Here is a 19,918-nt window from a genome sequence, read left to right as displayed (position 1 = left end):
TCTAGCAGATTCTGCAGCTGCGGCTTGCCGCCTGAATAGTAATGAAGCATGCCCAGATTCCTGCTCATAACGCTGCATGATCATTCAGATTGATGCGGGCTACTGTTCCAAGTTCTTCGTGTCGATCGTCCAATCCGGATCGCGTTTCAATTGACTATCGTCGCCAACGAACATCTTCGCGGAAGCCTTATCGTCTTTGAGCTGCCAGTTGAGCCAAGCAAGGGCAACGGAGGAGTATTCGCCGCCGTGCGGCTGACGGTAGGTTCCTCCGTGCCCGACGTCTAAGTTGGTCATTACGATGGGCACATGGTCGACTCGGGAGAAATCGTCCATCGCGTTCTTGTAGGCGATGTCGGAAGGGCCGCCCATAATGTACAGGACGGGACCGTGAAACTTTTTGAGGTCTTCCTTAGTCAGGTTCGGCATCGCAGCCATCGGTGAGCGAGAGGGTAATACGCCACTGTTGCAAACAACCGTCGTTGTGACTCGGGGATCGTCCGAAATTTCGATGGCTTGCAGTCCACCACACGACATTCCCATCGCGGCGACTTTAGTCGTATCAATCTTTCCGCAGTAGATGCTGTTTTCATCGGCGTCCTGTGCGATGATCCAGTCCAAGGCAGCAACCAATTGAGGAGAATTCGTCCGCTGACGAGATGTCTCGCCTCGCTGTTGCAACTGATCCAGCGGTCCAATGCCGAGAATGATGAATCCGTGCGATGCAATCTCGTTGAGAAAGTTTTTGTGTTCCTCCGTCGTGTTCGCACACGCTCCATTTCCCCATAGAAGTACCGGCAGCTTCTTTTCGCCTGCAAAAGCAGACAAATCCTCTGGGCGATAAATCGTCATTCCCGCAAGTGTTGGTGCTTCCGTTACGATCGCTGAATAATCACCCTGACCACCGTCTTCAATCCTCACGTTCTTTGGCGGTTCGGGGGCTCTCTTGGCAGCATCGTCATCGCTATCTGCCAACGCCACAATACTGGCATACGCTGGCTTAACGTTGTTGTTGCCGTCAAAAAGAAGAGGATGTTGCCCCCGCCTCCAGGTTCGTCGATCGTTCAGGCCCCAAAATGTAACGCGTTCGATGACGTCTTCATGCTTCTTGAAGATAGCGAACAGCCTTGCGTAGTCGTCGGCCTGAGCGTACAAATCGTCAACGGTAGGGGGAGCACTGTTGCGAAACCGTCGTCTTCCGAATTGCCCGCCGGATTCACCACGGATTGTAACGTCGAGTTCCGTGATACTGACTTTCAGTCGAAGCGATGCATAGTCGGTGATCGCCTTTTCGATGTCTTCGAAAGGAACCCGCCCGCTTCGCCAATGCCCTTGGATGCCGACGGCATCGATGGGAGCACCATCGGCAAGCAGTCGTTCAAGCAGCACCATCGAACTTGCATGCTTGGGTCCCGATTCGATGTTGTAGTCGTTGTAGTAGAGCACAGCATCGGGATCTGCCTGTCGAGCAAACTTGAATGCCAAAGTGAGAAACTCGGGGCCGAGCGTTTGCAACCAATTCGAGTTGCGTAGATTTTCCGTCTTCGCGGTTTCAGAATTCCCACCATCATTGATGGCTTCATTGACCACATCCCAGCTCTGCAACTTCCCTTTGTACCGTCCCACAAGCGTTTCAATATGTTGTTGCATTCGCCGCTTGACCGTCTCGGGATCGCGCCCCTCGAAGAACCAATTGGGCGTCTGCGCATGCCAAACCAAGGTGTGGCCGTGGATGGTCATGTCGTTCTTTTCGGCCCACTGCACCAAAGCATCGGTCCGCTCAAAATCCCAACGATCTTCGGCCGGGTGAACTCGCTCGGGCTTCATGCAGTTTTCGGGAGTGATCGCGGCGAAATGCTCTGCCGCTAGTTTCAACTCCTCCTCTGAATAACGCGAAGGAAGGTCACCGGCCATGCCGACCAAGAATGAATCTTTAAACGCGTCTTTGATGAGACAATCTATTTTGACTTCGACCACTGGAGCAGGATCTTCCTTCGGTGGTGGCTTGGGAAGCTCACGCGTGGCAAGCGACTCTTGGCCGCCCCGCTCTCCAAACGACCTCGTTATCGCGAGGTCCTTTCCTTTGCGTTCGCCGCTGTACTCAATACGAAACTCTCGGTCGCCGAACTGGCGGACCTCCGCAAAGCTGAGTGAATCGTTGTCGACCTTCACGTCGACGAACTCGACTTTCCGCACTTCGTCGCGAGTATCTACTTCCGCGTGCGCTGTTGCATCGCCGGCGTCATTAATCGCAATATGGAGGTGGTAAGTCTGCAACCCGAACGGTGAATCGAATTGGCAATGCCACGTGCCTGTCAAACTTTCGGAGCTTTGCTTTGGCGAAGTATTTTCTTGGCCCAGCGTGAACGTGGCGGACAACGCGATGCAGCAGAAGCAAACAATCGATTGAAATGACATACGGCGATATCCGATTTGGTTTTGGAAGTTGCAGTGATCTATTGGCGAGATGGCTTATTCGGCAACAACGCTCTCTGAAGCCAACAGTGAGAGCATTGCAGCAGCATATCTCTTACCAAACTCGCGAGAGCCTTCCGGGTTAAAATGCAGTTTGTCGTCGGTCGGCAAACCTGCTGACGATATCACCCGAGCACCCGAGATTGATTCCGGTAAGGTCGCGATGATCGCGTTGTGACTTGCACATCGGCCTCCCTGATCAGCGTGCACCATCTCTCCGGCCAACAGAGGCACCTCGTTTGGATCTAAATCGAGGTCCTTCATCAAGTCGTCATAGACGGACTTGACTTTCCCGGGCCACTCTTTGTCCCCGGTGTTGGATTCGCCCTGATGGAGAAGAATTCCTTTGATGACGCCGTGCTTCGTCGCCTCTCTAGCCATGTCGACAAGGTTCTGATAAGGATTTCCCTCGTAGGCTTTGACGATGTTTTTCAACCAGTCTCTCTCGCCGTCGATATAAGACTGAAACGACTGCTTCTGATACAGTTCGATTTTGCATCCGGGCACACAAACCTTGATGATTCCAACGCGGACGTCGTCTGGAAGTGAATTAACCATCGCTTTGCCGAATGAATCGACCATGCAAATGCCTCGCCCTCGCGCGGCCAGCGGTGGAACGGCGTGGTACCAGTTTCCTTTCTGCCAGCCCCTTTGTTCGTTGTCAAAGTCGGCCATCACCAGCAGACGCTTGGGCACCTCACGGTCAGCGTCATTCATCCGCCCGCCGCTATCCATGTTGGATTGGCCGAAGCAGAGATAAATGTGGAAGTTTGGGTCGATCGAGTCGGCCATTGCGACGGCCTGTTGTCGCTGAGCATCGGCCCGACGCTGCATTGATTCCTTTGCGTTTTCGGAGACCAAGTCATCAACGGATTTCGACTTCTTCGCCGTTGCTTTCTCCGTCGCGAAGTCGCCTACCTTTCGCGAAAACAGGATCGTATCGCCGTCGATCTGCCCCTCGTATTCAATACGAATTTCGTTTCCACCAAAATTCAGGTTTTCGACGAACGAGATGGTATCGCCGGTCCGTTTGACCTGCTCAAAGGTAACGTCGCGTGAGCGACCATTGACTTCAGCTCTCGCCGTTGCGGAGAGTTCGCCGCTTTCCTTGCCAAAGGTCATTGCATAACTTTGGACGCCGATTTGAGTATCAAAGTCGACCTTCCAGTTGCCTAACAGGCTGTCCTCAGGCTGAAACAACAGAGGGGCGAATTCCTTCAAGCTGCGTCGCCAAGTCTGCCATTCGTGGGCGGTTTCGGGAGACAGGTAGTAGTGGGCATCGATTCCCATCTCTTTTAATTGCTTCACGGAGTCGGCGGGATTGCCACCGCGACGCGTTCGCCCGCCTCCAACCTCTTTGCTTCCGTAGCTAACGAACACGAGTTCAACTTTGTCTTTGAACCCTTCCGTGTTCTCGACATCTTGTCTTCCAATCGTGGCTCCACTAAACAGCCCGATGTGCGAAAACTTGTCAAGGTTGCGTAGCGTGATTGACTTCGTTTCCATGCTACCCATCGACAGTCCGGCCATGGCACGATTGGGTTGATCGGTCAAAGTGCGAAAGTTCTGATCGATGTGGGGAACGAGTTCATCAACGAGGACCGTTTCAAAATCCTTGATATCAAAGTTGCGAAGTCCGCCCATGCGAACTTCGTTGGTCATGCCATAGGTCATGACGATGATGAAGGGCTTCGTCTTTCCTTCCGCGATCAAATTGTCCATGATTAGACCCGCGTGGCCTTGGACGCTCCAGCCATATTCGTTTTCTCCCCAGCCGTGCTGCAAGTACAGCACTGGGTAGCGTTCGTCTTGATTGCTGTCGTAGCCCGGTGGTGTGTAAACGAAAGCTCGCCGCTCGGAATCCGTGCTCTCGGAATGGAAGTAGATCTCTCGAACCTGGCCGTGGGGAACGTTTTTCAGCGCGTAGAATTCACGATCGTGGGCAGGGATTTCGATGCCGCTCCCCCAACGCATTGCTCCGAAATAGTATTTGCTGTTGGGATCAGGTACGTGGGCACCGTCGATGATCAATTCATAGTAGTGGAAGCCTTCGTCAAGCGGACGTGAGTAGCCGACCCAAGCCCCATCTTCACCTTTTACGAACTCAGTACTGTCACGAAATGTCGTTGCCACGCTTTTTGCTTCCGGCGCGACGACTCGAAACTTGATTCGGCCTTGGGAATTGACCTGCGGGTAGTCCCTTCCAGCTTGATTGGTAGGCGCCGGCTTGAAATCGTCTTTGATGCCTTCAGGAACACTACTTCCAGCGGCCGCGTTCTCATCTTCATTCGCAGAAGGCTGTTCATTCGAATCGGTCGTCGTGTCTTCCTGCAGCTCTGAGGCCTTCGAAGTCTCCTGAAATACCAATTGAGCAAAATAGTACAGATTGTTTCGCCAGTGGGTTGGATCGTGTCCGTGCGAGTCAACGTTCCAGATTTGCGGAATGTCGTGCTCATTCAAATAACGCTGCAGACGTTGACTGACTCGAATCAATCCGTCTTTCTTTCCACACGACAAGTAGAGTAGCTCGAGTTGTTCCTTCGTCTTTTCTGGATCGGGGACCAATTCCTCCGGGGCCTTGGTATTGGGCGCGGACGAGAATCCGCCGACCCAGGCAAACGTGTCCAGGTTGGTCAGTCCGAAGTTCAGCGACTGGCCACCGCCCATCGACAAGCCGGCCAGGGCTCGATGTTCTCGATCGGCCTGAACGGAATAACGCGACTCGATGGTGGGAATGACGTCATCGAGCAAGTCTTTCTCAAAAACGGCAAATGCTGGAGCACTCGCCATCACATTGCCTTCGGCGCGGTCATTCTTCTGCGCGCGGCCGTTCGGCATCACCACAATCATCGGAACCGCTTTGCCATCCGCGATCAGGTTGTCAAACAACACATCAGGTGTCGCAAAACGCTGCCACTCGGTTTCGTCGCCGCCAATGCCGTGCAACAAATACAAGACAGGCAACTTCTTCTCGCTCGAGTACCCCGGGGGCGTGTAGACGTTCATCTTGCGAGTCGTGCCGACCGTCTTCGACTCATAGTCGATCATCTCCAACTTGCCGTGCGGAATGTCTTCCCGCTTTGCAACGATGCTATCTGCAGGATCGGGATAAGTTTGCTTGTCGTCGGGACCAAGTTCGATCGGGCCGCCGAATCCGCCTCCGCGACGACCTTGGCGAGGACGTTCCGGGTTTTGCTCCTGTGCTTCGGCAACCGCACTGGCAAGCTGCAGCATGCCGAGCAGGACTAGAACAACTAATTTTCTCATGAGAGGGTCTCGATACAGAAGAAGAGGAGAAGGAACGTCAACGAATCACCGTCAGGTCTAGTGACCTTCACCTGCAAACTCGACGGTCACCGCAAACACAAGCGGAAGCGAAAAGTCACCGCCTTTCAAGAATTCGATTTTCGTAAGTGCTTTGCCAGCTTCGGCAGGAATCTTCAAGTAGCGGATTTGCTTGCCGCTGGCTTCAATCGCCTTCTTCGATTCCGGCACATCCTCGCCCGCTTGGTAAGTCACGATGTGCTTGCCGTTGACCAATTCAAAGTCACTTGTGCTTCCGTCAGCGTAATGACGACGGACGATCATGCTGGTCGTTTCATCCTTGAAACGCGGGTAGGCAGCCCAGGCGACGCCCCCCAACATGTGAATCGTTTTCACGTTTCCAGCGCAGTCGAGGCTAGCCGATTCTGGCAACGTGCTTGGAAATCGCGATGATTGACGTTGCAAACCGATGATGTTGGCAATCCGATCTCCCTGGGGATCGACCAATTCGAACGGAACGCCTTCGACCTCCACACGCCCGTAGGAATCGAGCACAAACTTGTCTCCAGGTCGTCCGCGGAATCCGGGGAGACCTTTTTCGCTGTTGATCGTCGCAGCGTTAGAGATGTTCAGCGGCGCGTACTTGCCACGTATGGCGAGAAACGACAGCAGATCCGCCATTTCAGTTTTACTGATCGAGCTTTCAAAACCCTCTGGCATCAATGACTTGTGCGACGAAGTCAATTGCTCGATGTCTTCGCGAAGGACCAGCTTTTCTTTGCCTTGCGTGTCGATGATGCGTAGCGAGTTTGCCGACTCGCCGGCTAGCATTCCGGAGAGCACATTTCCGTCGACGGTCAAAATCTGGTACGTGCGGAAGTTGCTTTCGACGCTTCGCGATGGATCGAGGACGTTCATCAAGATTTCTTCTTTGGGATGAACAGCCATGCCCGTCAAGTTAGGACCGATTTCTTGTCCGATTTCGCCATGGATGTGACAAGCTGAGCAATGTTTCTTGAACATCGCCAGGCCGTTCGTCACATCGCCTTCCACGGCAGCGACCGGTAACCATTGATCGACCAATGCTTGGCGATTAGATGTTACCATCGCACCTCGCGTTTCCATCAACTCCTTTGCTCGTGATGCTATCGATGAGGTGGGGTGGTTCAGTAAGGCTTGGCGTTGATCGAGCTGAAGATCATTGAATTGCACTTGTCCATCGGCAATGGCGTCCAGCAAATCTTCAGTGCCATCGGCTCGGGATAAAAGCAACGTCAGAATTTGGCTACCGAGTTTTGGCCCCAGCGAGGTTTTCATGTCCAGCAACGTTTCGGAAAGACCATTCACGCGGGCGGCCTGCAGTGAGTTTAGTGCCGCGACCCCGGTTTCTGGAGCCAATTGCGGTGTAAACAACGCTTCGACCGCGTCGAGAATCTTTGGACTCGTTGGTGCAAGGCGAATCGATTGATCCCAAGCACTCAGACGTTTCTCTGAATCGGCATCCGCGTCCAAAGCGGTTGTCAGCAGTTCGTCCTGTATTTCACTGACAATCTCGTTTAGGTTCGTGATCGACCACTTGTCGGCTACCGCCAGGATCGCGGCTTTGCTTTCGACCGAAGTGTCGCCTGCTAAGAACCGGTCACGAACAATTTTCTGCGATGACTCGGGAAGATTAAGAACCAGATCTCGCGGCCAACCCTTTGCCAAGCCTTCCCAGACCGTGACGGCGACAGGTGAATCGGGCGAGATTGCAAGCAGCTCGCTGATTTGCTCAGCTGTGGGATTGCTCCGCGCGAGGTGCTCCGCCAGAACGGAAATTCGCTGATTGAGCGAATTCGCCGCGGACGGACTCATCTTGCCGAGCGCCACGATCGTCGCGGCAGGATCGGTCGCAGCAGCGGAAGTCCATGCGTCCAATAGAACGCTATCGTCTTCGATCGAAGCTACCAAGCCAGCAAGCTCGTTACCGTTGATCGCAGCGTTCGCTTTTCCTTCGGCAACGCGCAGCAACAAGGTCACCCGCACCTTGGGGTCGGCGTCGTTTTGCAGACCCGCTTCAATCGCCCCGGCGACCTGCTCGCTGCCGCAACTCGCGATCGCCGCGTTGCGCACTGGGCTGGATACATGACCGAAGCCGGCGTCACACGCCTTTGCCAGTGCAGCGACTGCTGATTCGTTACCCGATTCCGACAAGCCTGCGAGCGTCCAAATCGCATGCATCGCGGCTGGGTTCAATCCGATCTCGTCGACTTGATCATTTTCGACCAATGAAACAAGAGCACTGAGCGTCGCATCGTCAGCCGCCCCACGTTCCACGATAAGACGTTGTGCCGTTCGACGCCAAAAGAAATTGTCACTGCTGAGTGCCGTAACCAACTCGGCGTTCTCTGCATCAGCGAGTTGTAACGTTCGCGTCGCGGAGCCGCTGCCTGCCTCGTCGGTCACTAGTCGATAGACTCGGGCGAAACGTTTGTCTCGCAGATCACTTTCATAAGCAGCCCCTTTGCCGGTTTGGAAACCGTTGGGCGTTGGGTTGTGCTGAACAATGTAGTTGTACCAGTCCAAGACCCATACGTTGCCATCGGGGCCGACCTCCGACATGATCGGAGCTGACCAGTCATCGATGCTGGCAACCGTGTTGAACGCATTTCGAGAACGATAGTTTGCACCGTCCTTCTCCAGCACGAAAGAACCGACGAGGTGTCCCGTCGGACCGCAGACCATTTGAATTCGGTTCCACCAGGTCGGTGGATAGTTGCGGGCAGTGTAGATTGCTGAGCCGCAACCGGCTGTAAATCCGCCGTGCCAGTCCACCTGGCGAATGCGATCATCGATCGGATCGAACCGATGGGACTGGGCAATATTTTGAAGAGTCTCGGGCGACCAGCCGGCGACTTGATCGTAATACCGATTGGGAATCGGCATGTGAACGCTCGGGCAACCGTTTGCAGTTGAACCAAAGACATAGCCTTCCTCGCTGAAACCCAGCCCCCAAGTGTTGTTGTTCGTGCCTCGCATGAACTCCAATGCATCGACACGGATTGTGTGCTGATCGAAGTCGCTTGATTGGTTGTCTGCGACTTTGCCCGTTTCTGTGTCGATCGCATAGGCTGGCGCTGTCTCGTCCGACGCCCCCGCTTTGACTTTGAATCGCCAGAACCCTTGGCGGAAACGCATTTGCGGTTCGCCGTTGATGATGGGCTGGGAATTGTTGTAGCCCTGCATGCCCCAGATCCAATTGTCGGGGCCATACTGAAAATTGCTAACGCCGCCGTGCGTGTCGCCCAGCGCCCAGCCGGTAATCAGCGACTGTCGAAAATCGGCTTTGTCGTCGCCATCGATGTCCTTCAAATAGATCGTCTCTTCGCCGTCCTGGACGATCACGCCACCCCGGTAGCAAACCAGTGTCGACGGAATGCTCAAGTTTTCGGCAAAGACCGTGAACTTATCGGCCTGGCCATCGTTGTCCGTATCTTCGCAAATCTTGATGCGGTCGCGGCCGACGGCTGATTCTTCTTTCAGTTCATTGGGGTAGTCGACCGTTTCGCAAACCCACAAACGCCCGTCCTCATCCCAGTTCATTGCGATCGGCTTGCCCTTTAGCCCTGCAGTCTTGTCGTTTTGCTGGGGATCGCCGGGCCAGTTGTCGGTCGACTCCTTGGCCCAGATTGCGAGCTGCATTCCTGCCGGAGTCGCGAACGCTTTGATGGACTGTTCCGCTGGGAGAGGGTCTTGCATCTTCGAGAACGGTTCGGCCTGCGTTCCCCACTGAGCACCCGGCGTGTAGTTGGGGATCTTCGCCCCCACGTCTGTCGTTGCAAATTCTTCATCGTCGACCGATGGCGGATTCATCTCCGGCGAGGAAAAGGGACGATTCGCAGCGATGACCGCTTCCGCTTTTGGATCTGTAGGCTTGCCACTGTCGGTCGAAGCTGCGGTGAGCGTCTGGCCACAGGCCCACAAAACACCGCGTGCGAGCAATTTTTGAAAGTCAGCGTTGGACCACGTCCGATGATCGTGCCCCCACGCGGTATAGAAAACGCGTCCTTGTCCGCTCGTTCGGATCCATGTGTAGGGTTCACCATCGGGATCGCTCACGGGACCGGATTCGTCGCTCCGTGTCTCAAGAACGGTCATGTCTGGGTTGAGCTTACTGTGACGGTAGCTTTCGTCCATCGAACGAACCGGTTTCAGCCCCCGCATGATCTCATGGTCGGAAGCCACGATCTTGGTTTCAAAGCGAGTGAACCCGTGACTTCGAAACTGACCGCCAACCAATTCGATGTACTTATCGGAATTGAGAAAACAGAACGACGCGCAGTGAACGGGAATCAGGCCTCCGCCATTTTGAACATAGTTCAGCAGAGCCGACTCGGCCTCCGGTGTGATTTGTTCAATGTTTGCGAAGACCATCAGCCCTTCATATTTTGCGAGATGATCTTTGTTGAGGTCGCTCAGCTTCTCCGTGTAAACAAGTTCGATGCCTTGCTCTCGGAGCGGCCCTGCCAAATGCCGGTAGAATTCGGATGGCCTATGGAATCCTCTGTCGCCAAGCATCAATACCGAGACTTGCGATTCCTGTGCCGATGCAAAACCGCAGGCGAGAAGTAGAACGACGAGCAGATTTGCAGTTGCAAAGCGTTTCAATAGAGCAGTCATCTTGTTTCTGGTAGGCCGATTTGGTTGACGGTGCAAACTCCACCAGCTTGATGTCGATCTAAGCAGATGAAGCTGGATTCTCGGTGGACAACTTGCCGCCGTCAGGATCAATAGTGGGACGAGATATCGCGAATGATGGAGTGGCAGTACTGTGCGTTATAGCCACATTGAGTTCAATGAAAATGAGGAATTGCGCACCCCTGCGGAGATATTTCACAAGTTCGCAGCAGATCCGCTCAGCAGATAACCGTGCGTACACGCATAAACCCCAGGCCGGTCTAAAAGTTCTGCAAATCGGTGAGCCAATCCATTACTTTCGGGGATGTTTCGATTCTATTGGGCGAATTTAACGAAACGACGCGCCACCTCTTAATGGGCGATTAATTTGCATTGTGCAGCAGCAGCGGGCCATTCGCTAGAATTGGCGGCGCTGCGTCATTTGGGACAGCATCCACTTGCCAGGAAGCGCGGACAGTAACGATGTGGACCGCCATTGCAAAGAGCCGCCCCCTCAATGCACGTGGAATGGTTTCAAAAGTTGGGACTACGTCCTCATGTGTTTGTTGTGTACACTCTGCCGAAGTGGAGGTATTTCACGGCCTCATCTCGAAGATCTCGTCAGAGAATCCGGCTCGCGTGCAGGGAAGACGCAAGCATCGCAAAAATTATTAACACAGGCACTTCATGCGATTCAGATCTTTGCTCGTTTTTCCAAATTCTCACTTCCGTTGGTTGTTGCGAGTGGAGGCATTCGACAAAGAAAGCGAAGGACCAATTCACACGTCAACTTTGAAAGAAGTGGCATCACGAACGCCCATCGATCGGCGAGGGCGGCCATCAGACATTTTCTTTCGCGTAGGAGTCGCTTGAATAGATGAAGGAATCCACACAGCAAGAGCGAGAGTTGCCGTTAGCATTGCGTGCGGCCTACATGGCGCTTCACCGCAACACGGAAGCAGCGTTTGCTAAGCATGGCGTGACCGCTGACCAGTTTGTGCTTCTATTGGCACTCTCGGAGGGCCAAGCATTAACGCAGCGTGAACTGGCCGACCGAATCTCCTCTGACCCGAGTACGGTCCGAGCGATGCTGGTGTTACTGGAAAAGATGGAACTGATCCAAAGGGCAAGCCACCCAACCGATTCCCGCGCCAAAACCGTCACGCTGACCGCCAGCGGAAAACGAAAGCTGCGCAAGCTTTGGAAAGCCGGGCAATCCATCCGCGATGAAATGTACGGGTGCATGACGCCGGATGAGGCGGACACCCTGATCCGCCAGTTAAGAAACATCACTTCCACGCTCAATCAAGAAAACTCACTTGTATAGCGTCCGTCGATAAGATCGCCGATTCTTAGGAATTCATCACGCACAAACTGGATTGACCGATTACTCCGGCATCAAATTCTCGGCTCACTACGGAGTCAAATCCGCGGGCGCCCCTGAGGAGGAACGCGTGCAAGAGGCCTGTCGCCGACTCGGGAGAAGGTTGTCGGAGTGGACGGCAAGCATGATTCAAGGGCGAACGGAGGCACATCCTTTGAACCAGTCCTATGAACGCTTCAAAGACCTAGGCAAATAGATCCCAAGTACGATTTCTACATTTCCCGTTCCTTTCCCCGCTCTCTTAACGAGGTTCCGCAATGAAGCCGCAAACAAGATTCAACCGACGTGATTTTCTTCAAACGGCAAGCGCCGCCACTGCGGCTGGCGTCTTTATGGGCACCAGCTCCGCTTCCCACGCGCAAGACTCGCCGAATGAACGTCCCGTTTTTGCCACGATTGGACTGCGAAACCAAGGGTGGACGATCACGGACAAATCAACCAAGTTCGCGGACTTCGCGGCCTTTGCCGACGTCGATGCCAACGTGCTGGGTCCGATCAATGACAAGCTTGAGAAGAAAACCGGCAAGAAAGCTGAGGGATACAAAGACTACCGCGAAGTGCTTGACCGTAGAGACATCGATGCGGTGATGATCGCAGCTCCGGATCACTGGCACACCAAGATCTCCGTCGAAGCGATGCTCGCTGGCAAAGACGTGTACTGCGAAAAGCCGCTGACCTTGACGATCAACGAAGGCAAGTTAATCGAAAAGATCGTCAAACAAACCGGGCGAGTGTTCCAAGTCGGAACCATGCAGCGGACTGAAAGCGAACACCGATTCCTCAAAGCCATCGCACTGATCCGCGAAGGACGAATCGGGGAGATTCGCAAAGTCACCTGTGGAATCAACGGTGCTACCGGTTCGCCCGTAATCCCAGCCATCAATCCTCCTGAAGGTCTCGATTGGGACATGTGGCTCGGCCCAGCCCCCAAGGTTCCGTACAGAGCGGGGACCGAAATGCGTCGAGGCTATGGTGGCGGCGTACCGCTTTACACCAATTGTCACTATGCATGGCGTAACTGGTACGAAACCTCCGGTGGCCAGATGAATGACTGGGGTGCTCACCACGTTGACATTGCGACGTGGGCACTGGGCGCGAGCGAAACCGGTCCAAATACAGTGACGCCGGTCAGCTACTCATTGCCGGTCGAGTACAAGGATGGCTATCCGACGGTCAGCGATCAATACAACTCGCCAACAAAGTTCGAGATCCACGTTAACATGCCGGGTGACATTCCAATGATCATCACTAGCGAAGGTGACAACGGCATTTTGTTTGAAGGAACCAAGGGGCGATTCTTCGTTAATCGCGGAAGGCTGGCGGGCAAGCCGGTCGAAGATCTGGAAACCAACCCGTTGCCTGAGGACGCAGTGGAAAAAGTCTACGGCGGCCCTGTCAGCGAGAATCATACCGCCAACTTCATCGAAGGCATGCGCTCGCGTGAACAACCGATCTCCGATGTTTGGACACACAACCGGATGCTCGAAACTTGCCACTTGGCAAACATCGCGATCCGCTTGGGGCGTGAACTGAATTGGGATCCGACCAAGCGTGAGATCATCGGCGACGACGAAGCCAACTCGTTCCTTTCACGAGAAAGTCGCAAGGGTTACGAGATCAACATGTAGTGGTTTGTAGCGCCGGACGCCTCCGTGAATCGATACGGTTCCGGAGGTACGTTCCAGGTTGATGCCGGCATTTCACAATTACTCTCCCAGTTGTTTTGTAGCCAATGACTCGACGATCTGTCGCCCTGCTGATAGAAACCTCAAACGGCTACAGCCGAGGCTTACTCGAAGGGGTCATTTCCTACACGAAAGAGCATGGAAATTGGTCTGTCTACTTGACCGAACAGGAACGCGGTGCACCGCCACCCGCCTGGTTAGGAACCTGGGGCGGGGATGGGATCATCGCTAGGATTGAAACCGATTCAGTCGGTTGCCAATTGCAACGCTGTGGCGTTCCAATCGTTGACCTCAGTGCGGCTCGGCACGTCAAAGGAGTTCCCTGGGCTGACACGGAAGACAGAGCGATTTCAAAATTGGCAGTCGAGCATTTTATTACACGAGGTTTTCGGAATCTTGCTTATTGTGGAGATGCTGGTTTTCAATGGTCAACGAAACGTTGCCAGCACTTTCGGCAGTTTGCTGAAGCATCTGGATGCAAGGTTTTCGAACATCAATCCGTAGCACGGTATGACCGCGCCTTTGACGCTGTCGCTGAGAAGAGGCGAATCATGGTTTGGGTTCGCCAGCTTCCTCGCCCGGTTGCAATCATGGGATGCTATGACTTCAAGGCGCAAGAGGTTCTAGATGTCTGCCGGCAGTTGAAGCTCGCTGTTCCGACAGAAGTCGCGGTGCTGGGAGTCGATGACGACCATTTGATTTGCGAACTGTCTGATCCGGCGCTCTCGAGCGTCATTCCAGATACCAAACGCACTGGATACGAGGCAGCAAGTTTGCTTGACCGAATGATGTCCGGAGAGGTTTTCACAACTGAAGAACCGCTGATCACTCAACCGCTAGGGATTCAGCTTCGCGAGTCGACTGATACAGTTGCGATTGAAGACGAGCAGATCGCCAAGGCACTCCAGTACATTCGGCGGAAGGCATCAGCCAACATTCGCGTCGTCGATGTTTTAGACAATATTGACCTGTCGCGTCGAGTCTTTGAACATCGCTTTAAGAAGTTAGTCGGGCGGACGCCGCACCAAGAGATTCAAAGGGTCCGAATGAATCGGGTGAAAGAGTTGCTGCGAGAGACGGACTTGACCGTTCCCCAAATTGCTGAGCGACTTGGGTTTGAGCATTCCGAATACTTGGGCGCTGCGTTCAAGCGGGAAATTGGCGTTTCCCCAGGTGAGTACAAGCGGAAAACACTTGACTGAACTGTCTTCATGCCGTGCGGCGATACGAAATCAAGTGACCACCAAGCGTCGTGTCGCAGATCACTTGGTTTTTCGAGAACGGTATGAGCGGAAACGAGGCTTCGCCCTGAGTGGGCGGCAAGTGGTCTCGTGCTGAATGCCCACGGCGCTTGTTGTACCAGTCTTCCGCAGCACGAAGAATTCGGTCGAGATGCTGGTTTGTCACAACGCAGAATGCGTTCAGCACCTCATGTTTGATTGTTTGAATGACTCGCTCGACGTGAGCCTGCAAATTAGGTAATCGAATCGGTGTCAACTTGATCTTCCCGCCGGTCGATCGGACGATCTCATCAAACGAATCAACGTACTTTGCATCGCGATCGCGCATCAGCATCTCGCACGTCAACTCATTGTATTGCAGGTGCATTTGGAAGTTGCGTCCCTGTTGGGTCGTCCATTCACCGGTGGGATTCTCGGTGCAAGGCGAGATCCAGATCTGCCGCGTTCCAATGTGAATGAAGACCATGAAATAAAGGTCGACCAACCCTTTCAGTGTCCACTTTCTCTTGCACGCAAAATCGCATTGCCAAAGCGTATCAGCGTGACGCTTGATGAATTTGTGCCACGTATCCGGGTGGTCGCCTGGCGTCGGCTTTAGCCCTGCCGCAACGATCACGTTCTTCACTGTTTGCCGGGACACGTGAACGCCCATACGGCGCATTTCTTGCAGGATTTTCGTGTACCCGAATCCCGTCTCTTTCCGAATACGAATGATGGTTTCGCGAACGTCTTCCTCAAGCTTCGGTCGCCCGGCGCGGCGTTCCGGCGACTTCTTTGCTGGTGGCGGTGTGTCGTCCTCTATCTTGCGAACCCACCGCCGAAACGTCGAATACGACACGATCGTCATGACGTCCTTGATCTTTCCACCCAACTTTTTCCCGTGTTTGACAAGCGTTCTCCTCTCACGATTGTCGAGCGTGATTCGTTTGGGTAACTTACTCCGAAGGATCTCGTTCTCAGCTTTCAAGAACCGAATTTGCTGAGCAAGTTCCTGCCGAGTGAGCGAAGCGAGGAGTGTCAAAAGTGGGTGAACAATATTCGCCATCGATCGCCATTTCGCCTTGCAAATCCCGATATATTCGGGGTGGCAACATTTTTGTACCCCGCTGAAACAACGAGCCTACGAATTGCCTCGCCGGCCGCAATGGCCTTGGGTTCGACCTGTATTCGGCCAATCGGATTATCTGTGCCGCTGTCAGATTAACCGGCACAGATTGCCGAGCGGACGCCCGCTTCGGGAAACATTCTCTATCCCTGTTAACCACTCGCAGACATGCGAGAAAAAGCAGCTTCGGTTAACAGCAAATCTACAGATAGCTTTCGCAATTGCTTCGTCTCGTGACGAATCGGAAGAGACGAGAATCGCATCGAATTGGCCGACTCAAGCAGAAAAAGCCAGCATATTCCCGGAATTCTCTCCGGATTGGTTTTGTACGGGGAGGACGTAGGTCGCCGTTTTCCCAATGAAAAACCAGCTTGTCATGTACGGCATTTTGCCGTACACTAGACCTGTACGACGAGCCGAATTCCGGAGCTAGCGATGGAAACCAAATCCGCCCGCATTGAGACACGACTCTCCACTGAGCAGAAAGCGCTCATCGAACGCGCGGCAGCCTATCTTGGCCGTAGCGTGTCCGATTTCGTGCTTGGTAACGCGGAACAAGCTGCCAAGGCGGTCATTGAAGAGCACGAGCGGATTCAGCTCGACCGAACCCAGAGCCGTGTGCTTGTCGATGCACTGTTGTCACCACCATCTCCGAATAAAGAGCTGCGAGCAGCCGCGAAGGAGCATCGCAAGAAGGTGACAAGCCGGTGAGCGAATACGTCTGCGAGGCCCTCACCAAAAAACACAATCGAAAAGACTTTGATTGCGGCGTCGAAGTCCTCAACGACTACTTGGTGCGATTTGCCAGCCAAGACGTCAAACGGAAGGCGGCCGCCGTGTTCGTCTTCACGGCGTCAGAGGAGTCCAATCGCGTCGTCGGTTACTACACACTTTGTGCAACATCGGTGGAACTGAGTGGCCTGCCTGAGGAAGCAGTTAAGCGTTTACCTCGCTATCCACAGGTGCCTGGAATTTTGATCGGGCGTTTAGCCCGCGATGTAGGCCATCCAGGACTTGGGCGATTGCTTCTCGCTGACGCGCTATCACGCTGTGCCCGATCGGCGAAAGAGATCGCCGCCGCGGTTGTCGTTGTTGATGCGAAAGACAAATCGGCCGCGGATTTCTATTCGAGATTCGGATTCATCTCGCTACCGAAGATGAGGTCCCGTCTATTCCTGCCGATGGAAACCGTCCAAAAACTCTATTCATCTTGAATTGTGAAGTGATGCCCATCTCTTTGCAATCGATTGAGTGTCCGCGATGCAACCGAGTCACGAACAATGAGTGAGTATCAGTACATCCACTTCGCCGCGGTGGATAAGCCGTTGAACGACAAGCAACTCGCATACATGCAGGACCAGTCGACGCGGGCAGAGGTCACACGTTGGAGTTTCCACAACGAGTACCACTACGGCGACTTTCGCGGCAACGCACTCGAGATGATGCTGCGTGGGTACGACGTGCACCTGCACTACGCAAACTTCGGGATTCGCAAACTGATGTTCCGGCTGCCATTTGGATTGCCGATGCAACAGAAACAATACAACGAGTACGCGATGAAGTACTGCATTGAATGGAAGAAGGACAAACGCGGAAAGGGAGGCGTGCTGTCAATCCAGCCCGATGCTGACGCTGGAACCTACGCCGAAGAGTATTTCGAATTCGACCATCTTACGGAGCAGCTACCAAGAATTCGTGAAGCCTTGATGGCTGGCGATATCCGGGCTCTCTATCTTGGATGGCTTGCTTTCAACTGGGATGAAGATGACCTCGAACCAGCCATACCCGCTGGACTGAAAAGCTTACCGCCTGAGCTCGCAGAGTTTGTCGACTTCTATCAGCTCGATCGTGATCTACTTGCCGCGGCCAGCACCAAATCTCCCGATGCTCCAAGCCGCCCTGGCGACGGTGGACCAGGTGCTGATGAATGGTTGGCCCAGCAATCTCTTGGCGATCTTCAAGAGCTCATGCGGCGAGTCCTTGAAGGTGATGCTGCGGCCGTTCGAGCCGAGTCGTTGGCCGCCATTCGAAACGCTTCCGGCATGGAGACGTGGCCAACAACGGAGGGCACTCGAACGCTTTCCGAGCTTCGAGAACAAGCCTCTGCAGAATCCGACCAAAGAAAGAAACGAGAGCTGGCCGCTGGGCAACGCAAACTGAAGAAACGCCTTGCAAAAATACGCGAAGATCCATCCGCAGCGATATCGGAAGCGGAGAAGTTGATCCAAAAGCGGTCGACAACCAGTTACCAGCGAGCTGCAAAGCTGCTGTCAGAACTCCGAGTTGCGATCGGTGGTGAAAAAGGTGAACGCCTTGCGAACTACGCGGCTAAGAGAATCGTCACGAAGCATCCCACACTTCATTACGTCAAACGAGCTTTTAACGATGAAGGCTTGAACTACAAGTAAATCCAAATCGAGCGGGGATCGTGACCGAGTCACATTCGGGCCGACCGAACTGCCGGTTGAAGCCTCAAACGCACCCCATCGAAAAAACTAACTCGCGGCATTAGTGGACCGGGTCCTTCTCATAGTCGCTGATAACACTGCTTCAATACGGGAACGGGTGCTTCCGCTGTAAACTTGGCTGTCAGAAACAAGCTCAGGCGGTCTTTAAAAATCTGAGCTATAAGTGGATGCGGGACCAGTCGAAAATTGCCAAAGGGATGACCAAGCCGGCGCATCGCCTTGACGATCTGTTCGGGCTTACGTCGCTTTCGTGCTTGTTTCATCTCGAGAGTCTCCTTGGCCGTTATTGGCCAGTACACTCTCATAACTTATGGACCAGTTTTTGGGGAGCACGCCAGGACTACATGCTGAGGAGATCTTCCTCCAGCATGTACTACTTGTTTCCACGCTCAACCACCGGTGCAGATTTTGTGATCGGAGCTTCCGAGTTGGATACACGTGCACTGGCGGACCGGCTTAGCAACTCAGTCAAGTTTGATACGCAATTGTCGTTTGAGCTGATCGGCGGAACGGTCAAGAAGGAAATTCAGATCGTAGGAACTCCATTTCGGATCGAGCAATTCGAATTGACCGACCAGACCTTCGATCAGTACCGATTCGCTCGCCGGCGAAAAGTGTCGCCCGGTGGAATGGAAGTTTGGATTTTCACCGTCGAATACGTCAGTCTGCAGAAGCTGATTTGTTCTCGGCTACGAGATCTCGATGACCTCAAGTGGACCGGAGCCTGCCCTTAGTCGGCGTTAACACTGCTCTAGTGCGGGAACGGTGCTTCCGCTGTTAACCCGGCTGTCAGAAACAAACCAAGGCGGCTCTGAGCCGGAGGCATCCGATCCGCGGGTGCCGTCGCTTGCCTGGCGAATCCACATTGTATACAATCAGTACCCAACGTGACCACAAGACGTTATCGGAGTCAAAAACGTTGGAAACTGCCGCGTCAAAGAGCCTTGCCCCGACCGCCAGTGACCGGGTGTTCGCGGTCTTGAAATCCCGAATCCTGAGTGCCGAATACTCTCCGGGCCAGCCGCTGACCGAGCTGGGAGTGGCTGACGACTTGAAGGTCAGCCGGACCCCCATCCGCGAGGCACTTCGCCGTCTGGAGCATGAGCACCTGGTCCAGATTCTGCCGCGCAAAGGTGCCATCGTCGTTGGAATCTCCGCAGAAGACATCAACGAGGCTTATCTGATTCGGCAAGCACTGGAGGGTATCAGTGCGCGACGTGCCGCCGAGTTGCTCAGCGATTCCGCCCTCGCACATTTGCAGGAACGCATGGCCGTGGCATCAGCAATGCTTGCCGATGGCGATCGCGCCGGCGCCTCCGATGCAACGGATGAATTGCACCGAGTGGTCCTGAGTGTGGGAGGTACGCCTCGGCTGCTGCGAATGGTCGCCAACCTGAAGGAGTTGACCGAGCGGTTGCACGAACTCGCGTTATTGGTTCCCAATCGACTTGAACGATCGATCGAGCAGCACCAAGAGGTCTTGGAAGCGCTGAAGCTGCGCGACGGTGAAGAGGCGGAGCGACGAATGCGCGAGCACATCGCTAGCACGCTGACAGATGTTCTGGCTGCCTTTCGAAACCGTCAAGTTGGTACGGCAGGTTCCGTTTCCACCGCCAGTGACTGAAACCAGAGCCGAAGACACC

Annotated in this window: 13 protein-coding genes; 8 read left to right on the top strand and 5 right to left on the bottom strand. The window is 54.1% G+C overall.

The window, feature by feature from the left end; genetic code table 11:
• Nucleotides 1-99: 99 nt before the first annotated feature.
• The 3 genes from Mal65_RS07655 to Mal65_RS07645 all read right to left on the bottom strand — a co-directional run bounded on the left by Mal65_RS07655 (nt 100) and on the right by Mal65_RS07645 (nt 10,395).
• Entirely contained in the window at nt 100-2,415 is a 2,316-nt protein-coding gene (locus Mal65_RS07655) for an endo-1,4-beta-xylanase (protein ID WP_145295563.1), read from the bottom strand.
• Between the two features lie 54 nt (nt 2,416-2,469).
• Complete coding sequence (locus Mal65_RS07650) at nt 2,470-5,706, bottom strand: alpha/beta hydrolase-fold protein (protein ID WP_449252306.1); 3,237 nt, start codon at nt 5,704-5,706, stop codon at nt 2,470-2,472.
• A gap of 90 nt (nt 5,707-5,796) precedes the next feature.
• Nucleotides 5,797-10,395 (bottom strand): PVC-type heme-binding CxxCH protein, encoded by a 4,599-nt coding sequence (locus Mal65_RS07645; RefSeq protein WP_145304769.1) that lies wholly within the window; start codon nt 10,393-10,395, stop codon nt 5,797-5,799.
• A gap of 874 nt (nt 10,396-11,269) precedes the next feature.
• On the opposite strand from Mal65_RS07645, the gene Mal65_RS07640 reads away from it, so the two are divergent.
• The 3 genes from Mal65_RS07640 (at nt 11,270) to Mal65_RS07625 (ending at nt 14,663) form a co-directional block, all read left to right on the top strand.
• On the top strand, nt 11,270-11,719 hold the full coding sequence (locus Mal65_RS07640; RefSeq protein ID WP_196784667.1) for a MarR family winged helix-turn-helix transcriptional regulator: 450 nt from the start codon (nt 11,270-11,272) through the stop codon (nt 11,717-11,719).
• 314 nt (nt 11,720-12,033) lie between these two features.
• A complete protein-coding gene (locus tag Mal65_RS07630; protein ID WP_145295558.1) occupies nt 12,034-13,404 on the top strand; it encodes a Gfo/Idh/MocA family oxidoreductase in 1,371 nt (456 codons plus the stop codon).
• 104 nt (nt 13,405-13,508) lie between these two features.
• Nucleotides 13,509-14,663, top strand: a complete 1,155-nt coding sequence (locus Mal65_RS07625) for a XylR family transcriptional regulator (protein WP_145295555.1) — start codon at nt 13,509-13,511, stop codon at nt 14,661-14,663.
• 7 nt (nt 14,664-14,670) lie between these two features.
• Here the strand turns inward: Mal65_RS07625 and Mal65_RS07620 are convergent, their stop codons facing one another.
• Nucleotides 14,671-15,549: an integrase core domain-containing protein gene (locus Mal65_RS07620; protein WP_165701137.1), complete on the bottom strand. Its 879-nt coding sequence runs from the start codon at nt 15,547-15,549 to the stop codon at nt 14,671-14,673.
• Between the two features lie 693 nt (nt 15,550-16,242).
• Here Mal65_RS07620 and Mal65_RS07615 point away from each other — a divergent pair.
• The 3 genes from Mal65_RS07615 to Mal65_RS07605 all read left to right on the top strand — a co-directional run bounded on the left by Mal65_RS07615 (nt 16,243) and on the right by Mal65_RS07605 (nt 18,215).
• Complete coding sequence (locus Mal65_RS07615; protein WP_145295549.1) at nt 16,243-16,518, top strand: type II toxin-antitoxin system TacA family antitoxin; 276 nt, start codon at nt 16,243-16,245, stop codon at nt 16,516-16,518.
• On the top strand, nt 16,515-17,021 hold the full coding sequence (locus Mal65_RS07610) for a GNAT family N-acetyltransferase (RefSeq protein ID WP_145295547.1): 507 nt from the start codon (nt 16,515-16,517) through the stop codon (nt 17,019-17,021). Before Mal65_RS07615 ends, Mal65_RS07610 begins: the two co-directional genes overlap by 4 nt.
• A 66-nt stretch (nt 17,022-17,087) precedes the next feature.
• On the top strand, nt 17,088-18,215 hold the full coding sequence (locus Mal65_RS07605; protein WP_145295544.1) for a hypothetical protein: 1,128 nt from the start codon (nt 17,088-17,090) through the stop codon (nt 18,213-18,215).
• 119 nt (nt 18,216-18,334) lie between these two features.
• On the opposite strand, the gene Mal65_RS26380 is transcribed toward Mal65_RS07605, so the two are convergent.
• Complete coding sequence (locus Mal65_RS26380; protein ID WP_165701136.1) at nt 18,335-18,538, bottom strand: hypothetical protein; 204 nt, start codon at nt 18,536-18,538, stop codon at nt 18,335-18,337.
• Between the two features lie 105 nt (nt 18,539-18,643).
• On the opposite strand from Mal65_RS26380, the gene Mal65_RS07600 reads away from it, so the two are divergent.
• Both Mal65_RS07600 and Mal65_RS07595 read left to right on the top strand, forming a co-directional pair.
• Nucleotides 18,644-19,009: a hypothetical protein gene (locus Mal65_RS07600; RefSeq protein WP_145295542.1), complete on the top strand. Its 366-nt coding sequence runs from the start codon at nt 18,644-18,646 to the stop codon at nt 19,007-19,009.
• Between the two features lie 185 nt (nt 19,010-19,194).
• On the top strand, nt 19,195-19,899 hold the full coding sequence (locus Mal65_RS07595; protein ID WP_231131311.1) for a GntR family transcriptional regulator: 705 nt from the start codon (nt 19,195-19,197) through the stop codon (nt 19,897-19,899).
• Nucleotides 19,900-19,918 lie beyond the last annotated feature (19 nt).

It is taken from the genome of Crateriforma conspicua, from assembly GCF_007752935.1.
In the GTDB taxonomy this organism is placed as follows: Bacteria; Planctomycetota; Planctomycetia; order Pirellulales; family Pirellulaceae; genus Crateriforma; species Crateriforma conspicua.
Note: the sequence above shows the minus strand (reverse complement) of the source record. Positions and strands in the feature narration are given on the sequence as shown.

Coding starts and splice junctions, on each gene's coding strand:
- Mal65_RS07640 (WP_196784667.1), top strand. CDS start 11,270: ATGAAGGAATCCACACAGCAAGAGCGAGAGTTGCCGTTAGCATTGCGT.
- Mal65_RS07655 (WP_145295563.1), bottom strand. CDS start 2,415: ATGTCATTTCAATCGATTGTTTGCTTCTGCTGCATCGCGTTGTCCGCC.
- Mal65_RS26380 (WP_165701136.1), bottom strand. CDS start 18,538: ATGAAACAAGCACGAAAGCGACGTAAGCCCGAACAGATCGTCAAGGCG.
- Mal65_RS07650 (WP_449252306.1), bottom strand. CDS start 5,706: ATGCTGCAGCTTGCCAGTGCGGTTGCCGAAGCACAGGAGCAAAACCCG.
- Mal65_RS07600 (WP_145295542.1), top strand. CDS start 18,644: ATGTACTACTTGTTTCCACGCTCAACCACCGGTGCAGATTTTGTGATC.
- Mal65_RS07645 (WP_145304769.1), bottom strand. CDS start 10,395: ATGACTGCTCTATTGAAACGCTTTGCAACTGCAAATCTGCTCGTCGTT.
- Mal65_RS07615 (WP_145295549.1), top strand. CDS start 16,243: ATGGAAACCAAATCCGCCCGCATTGAGACACGACTCTCCACTGAGCAG.
- Mal65_RS07625 (WP_145295555.1), top strand. CDS start 13,509: ATGACTCGACGATCTGTCGCCCTGCTGATAGAAACCTCAAACGGCTAC.
- Mal65_RS07630 (WP_145295558.1), top strand. CDS start 12,034: ATGAAGCCGCAAACAAGATTCAACCGACGTGATTTTCTTCAAACGGCA.
- Mal65_RS07620 (WP_165701137.1), bottom strand. CDS start 15,549: ATGACGATCGTGTCGTATTCGACGTTTCGGCGGTGGGTTCGCAAGATA.
- Mal65_RS07605 (WP_145295544.1), top strand. CDS start 17,088: ATGAGTGAGTATCAGTACATCCACTTCGCCGCGGTGGATAAGCCGTTG.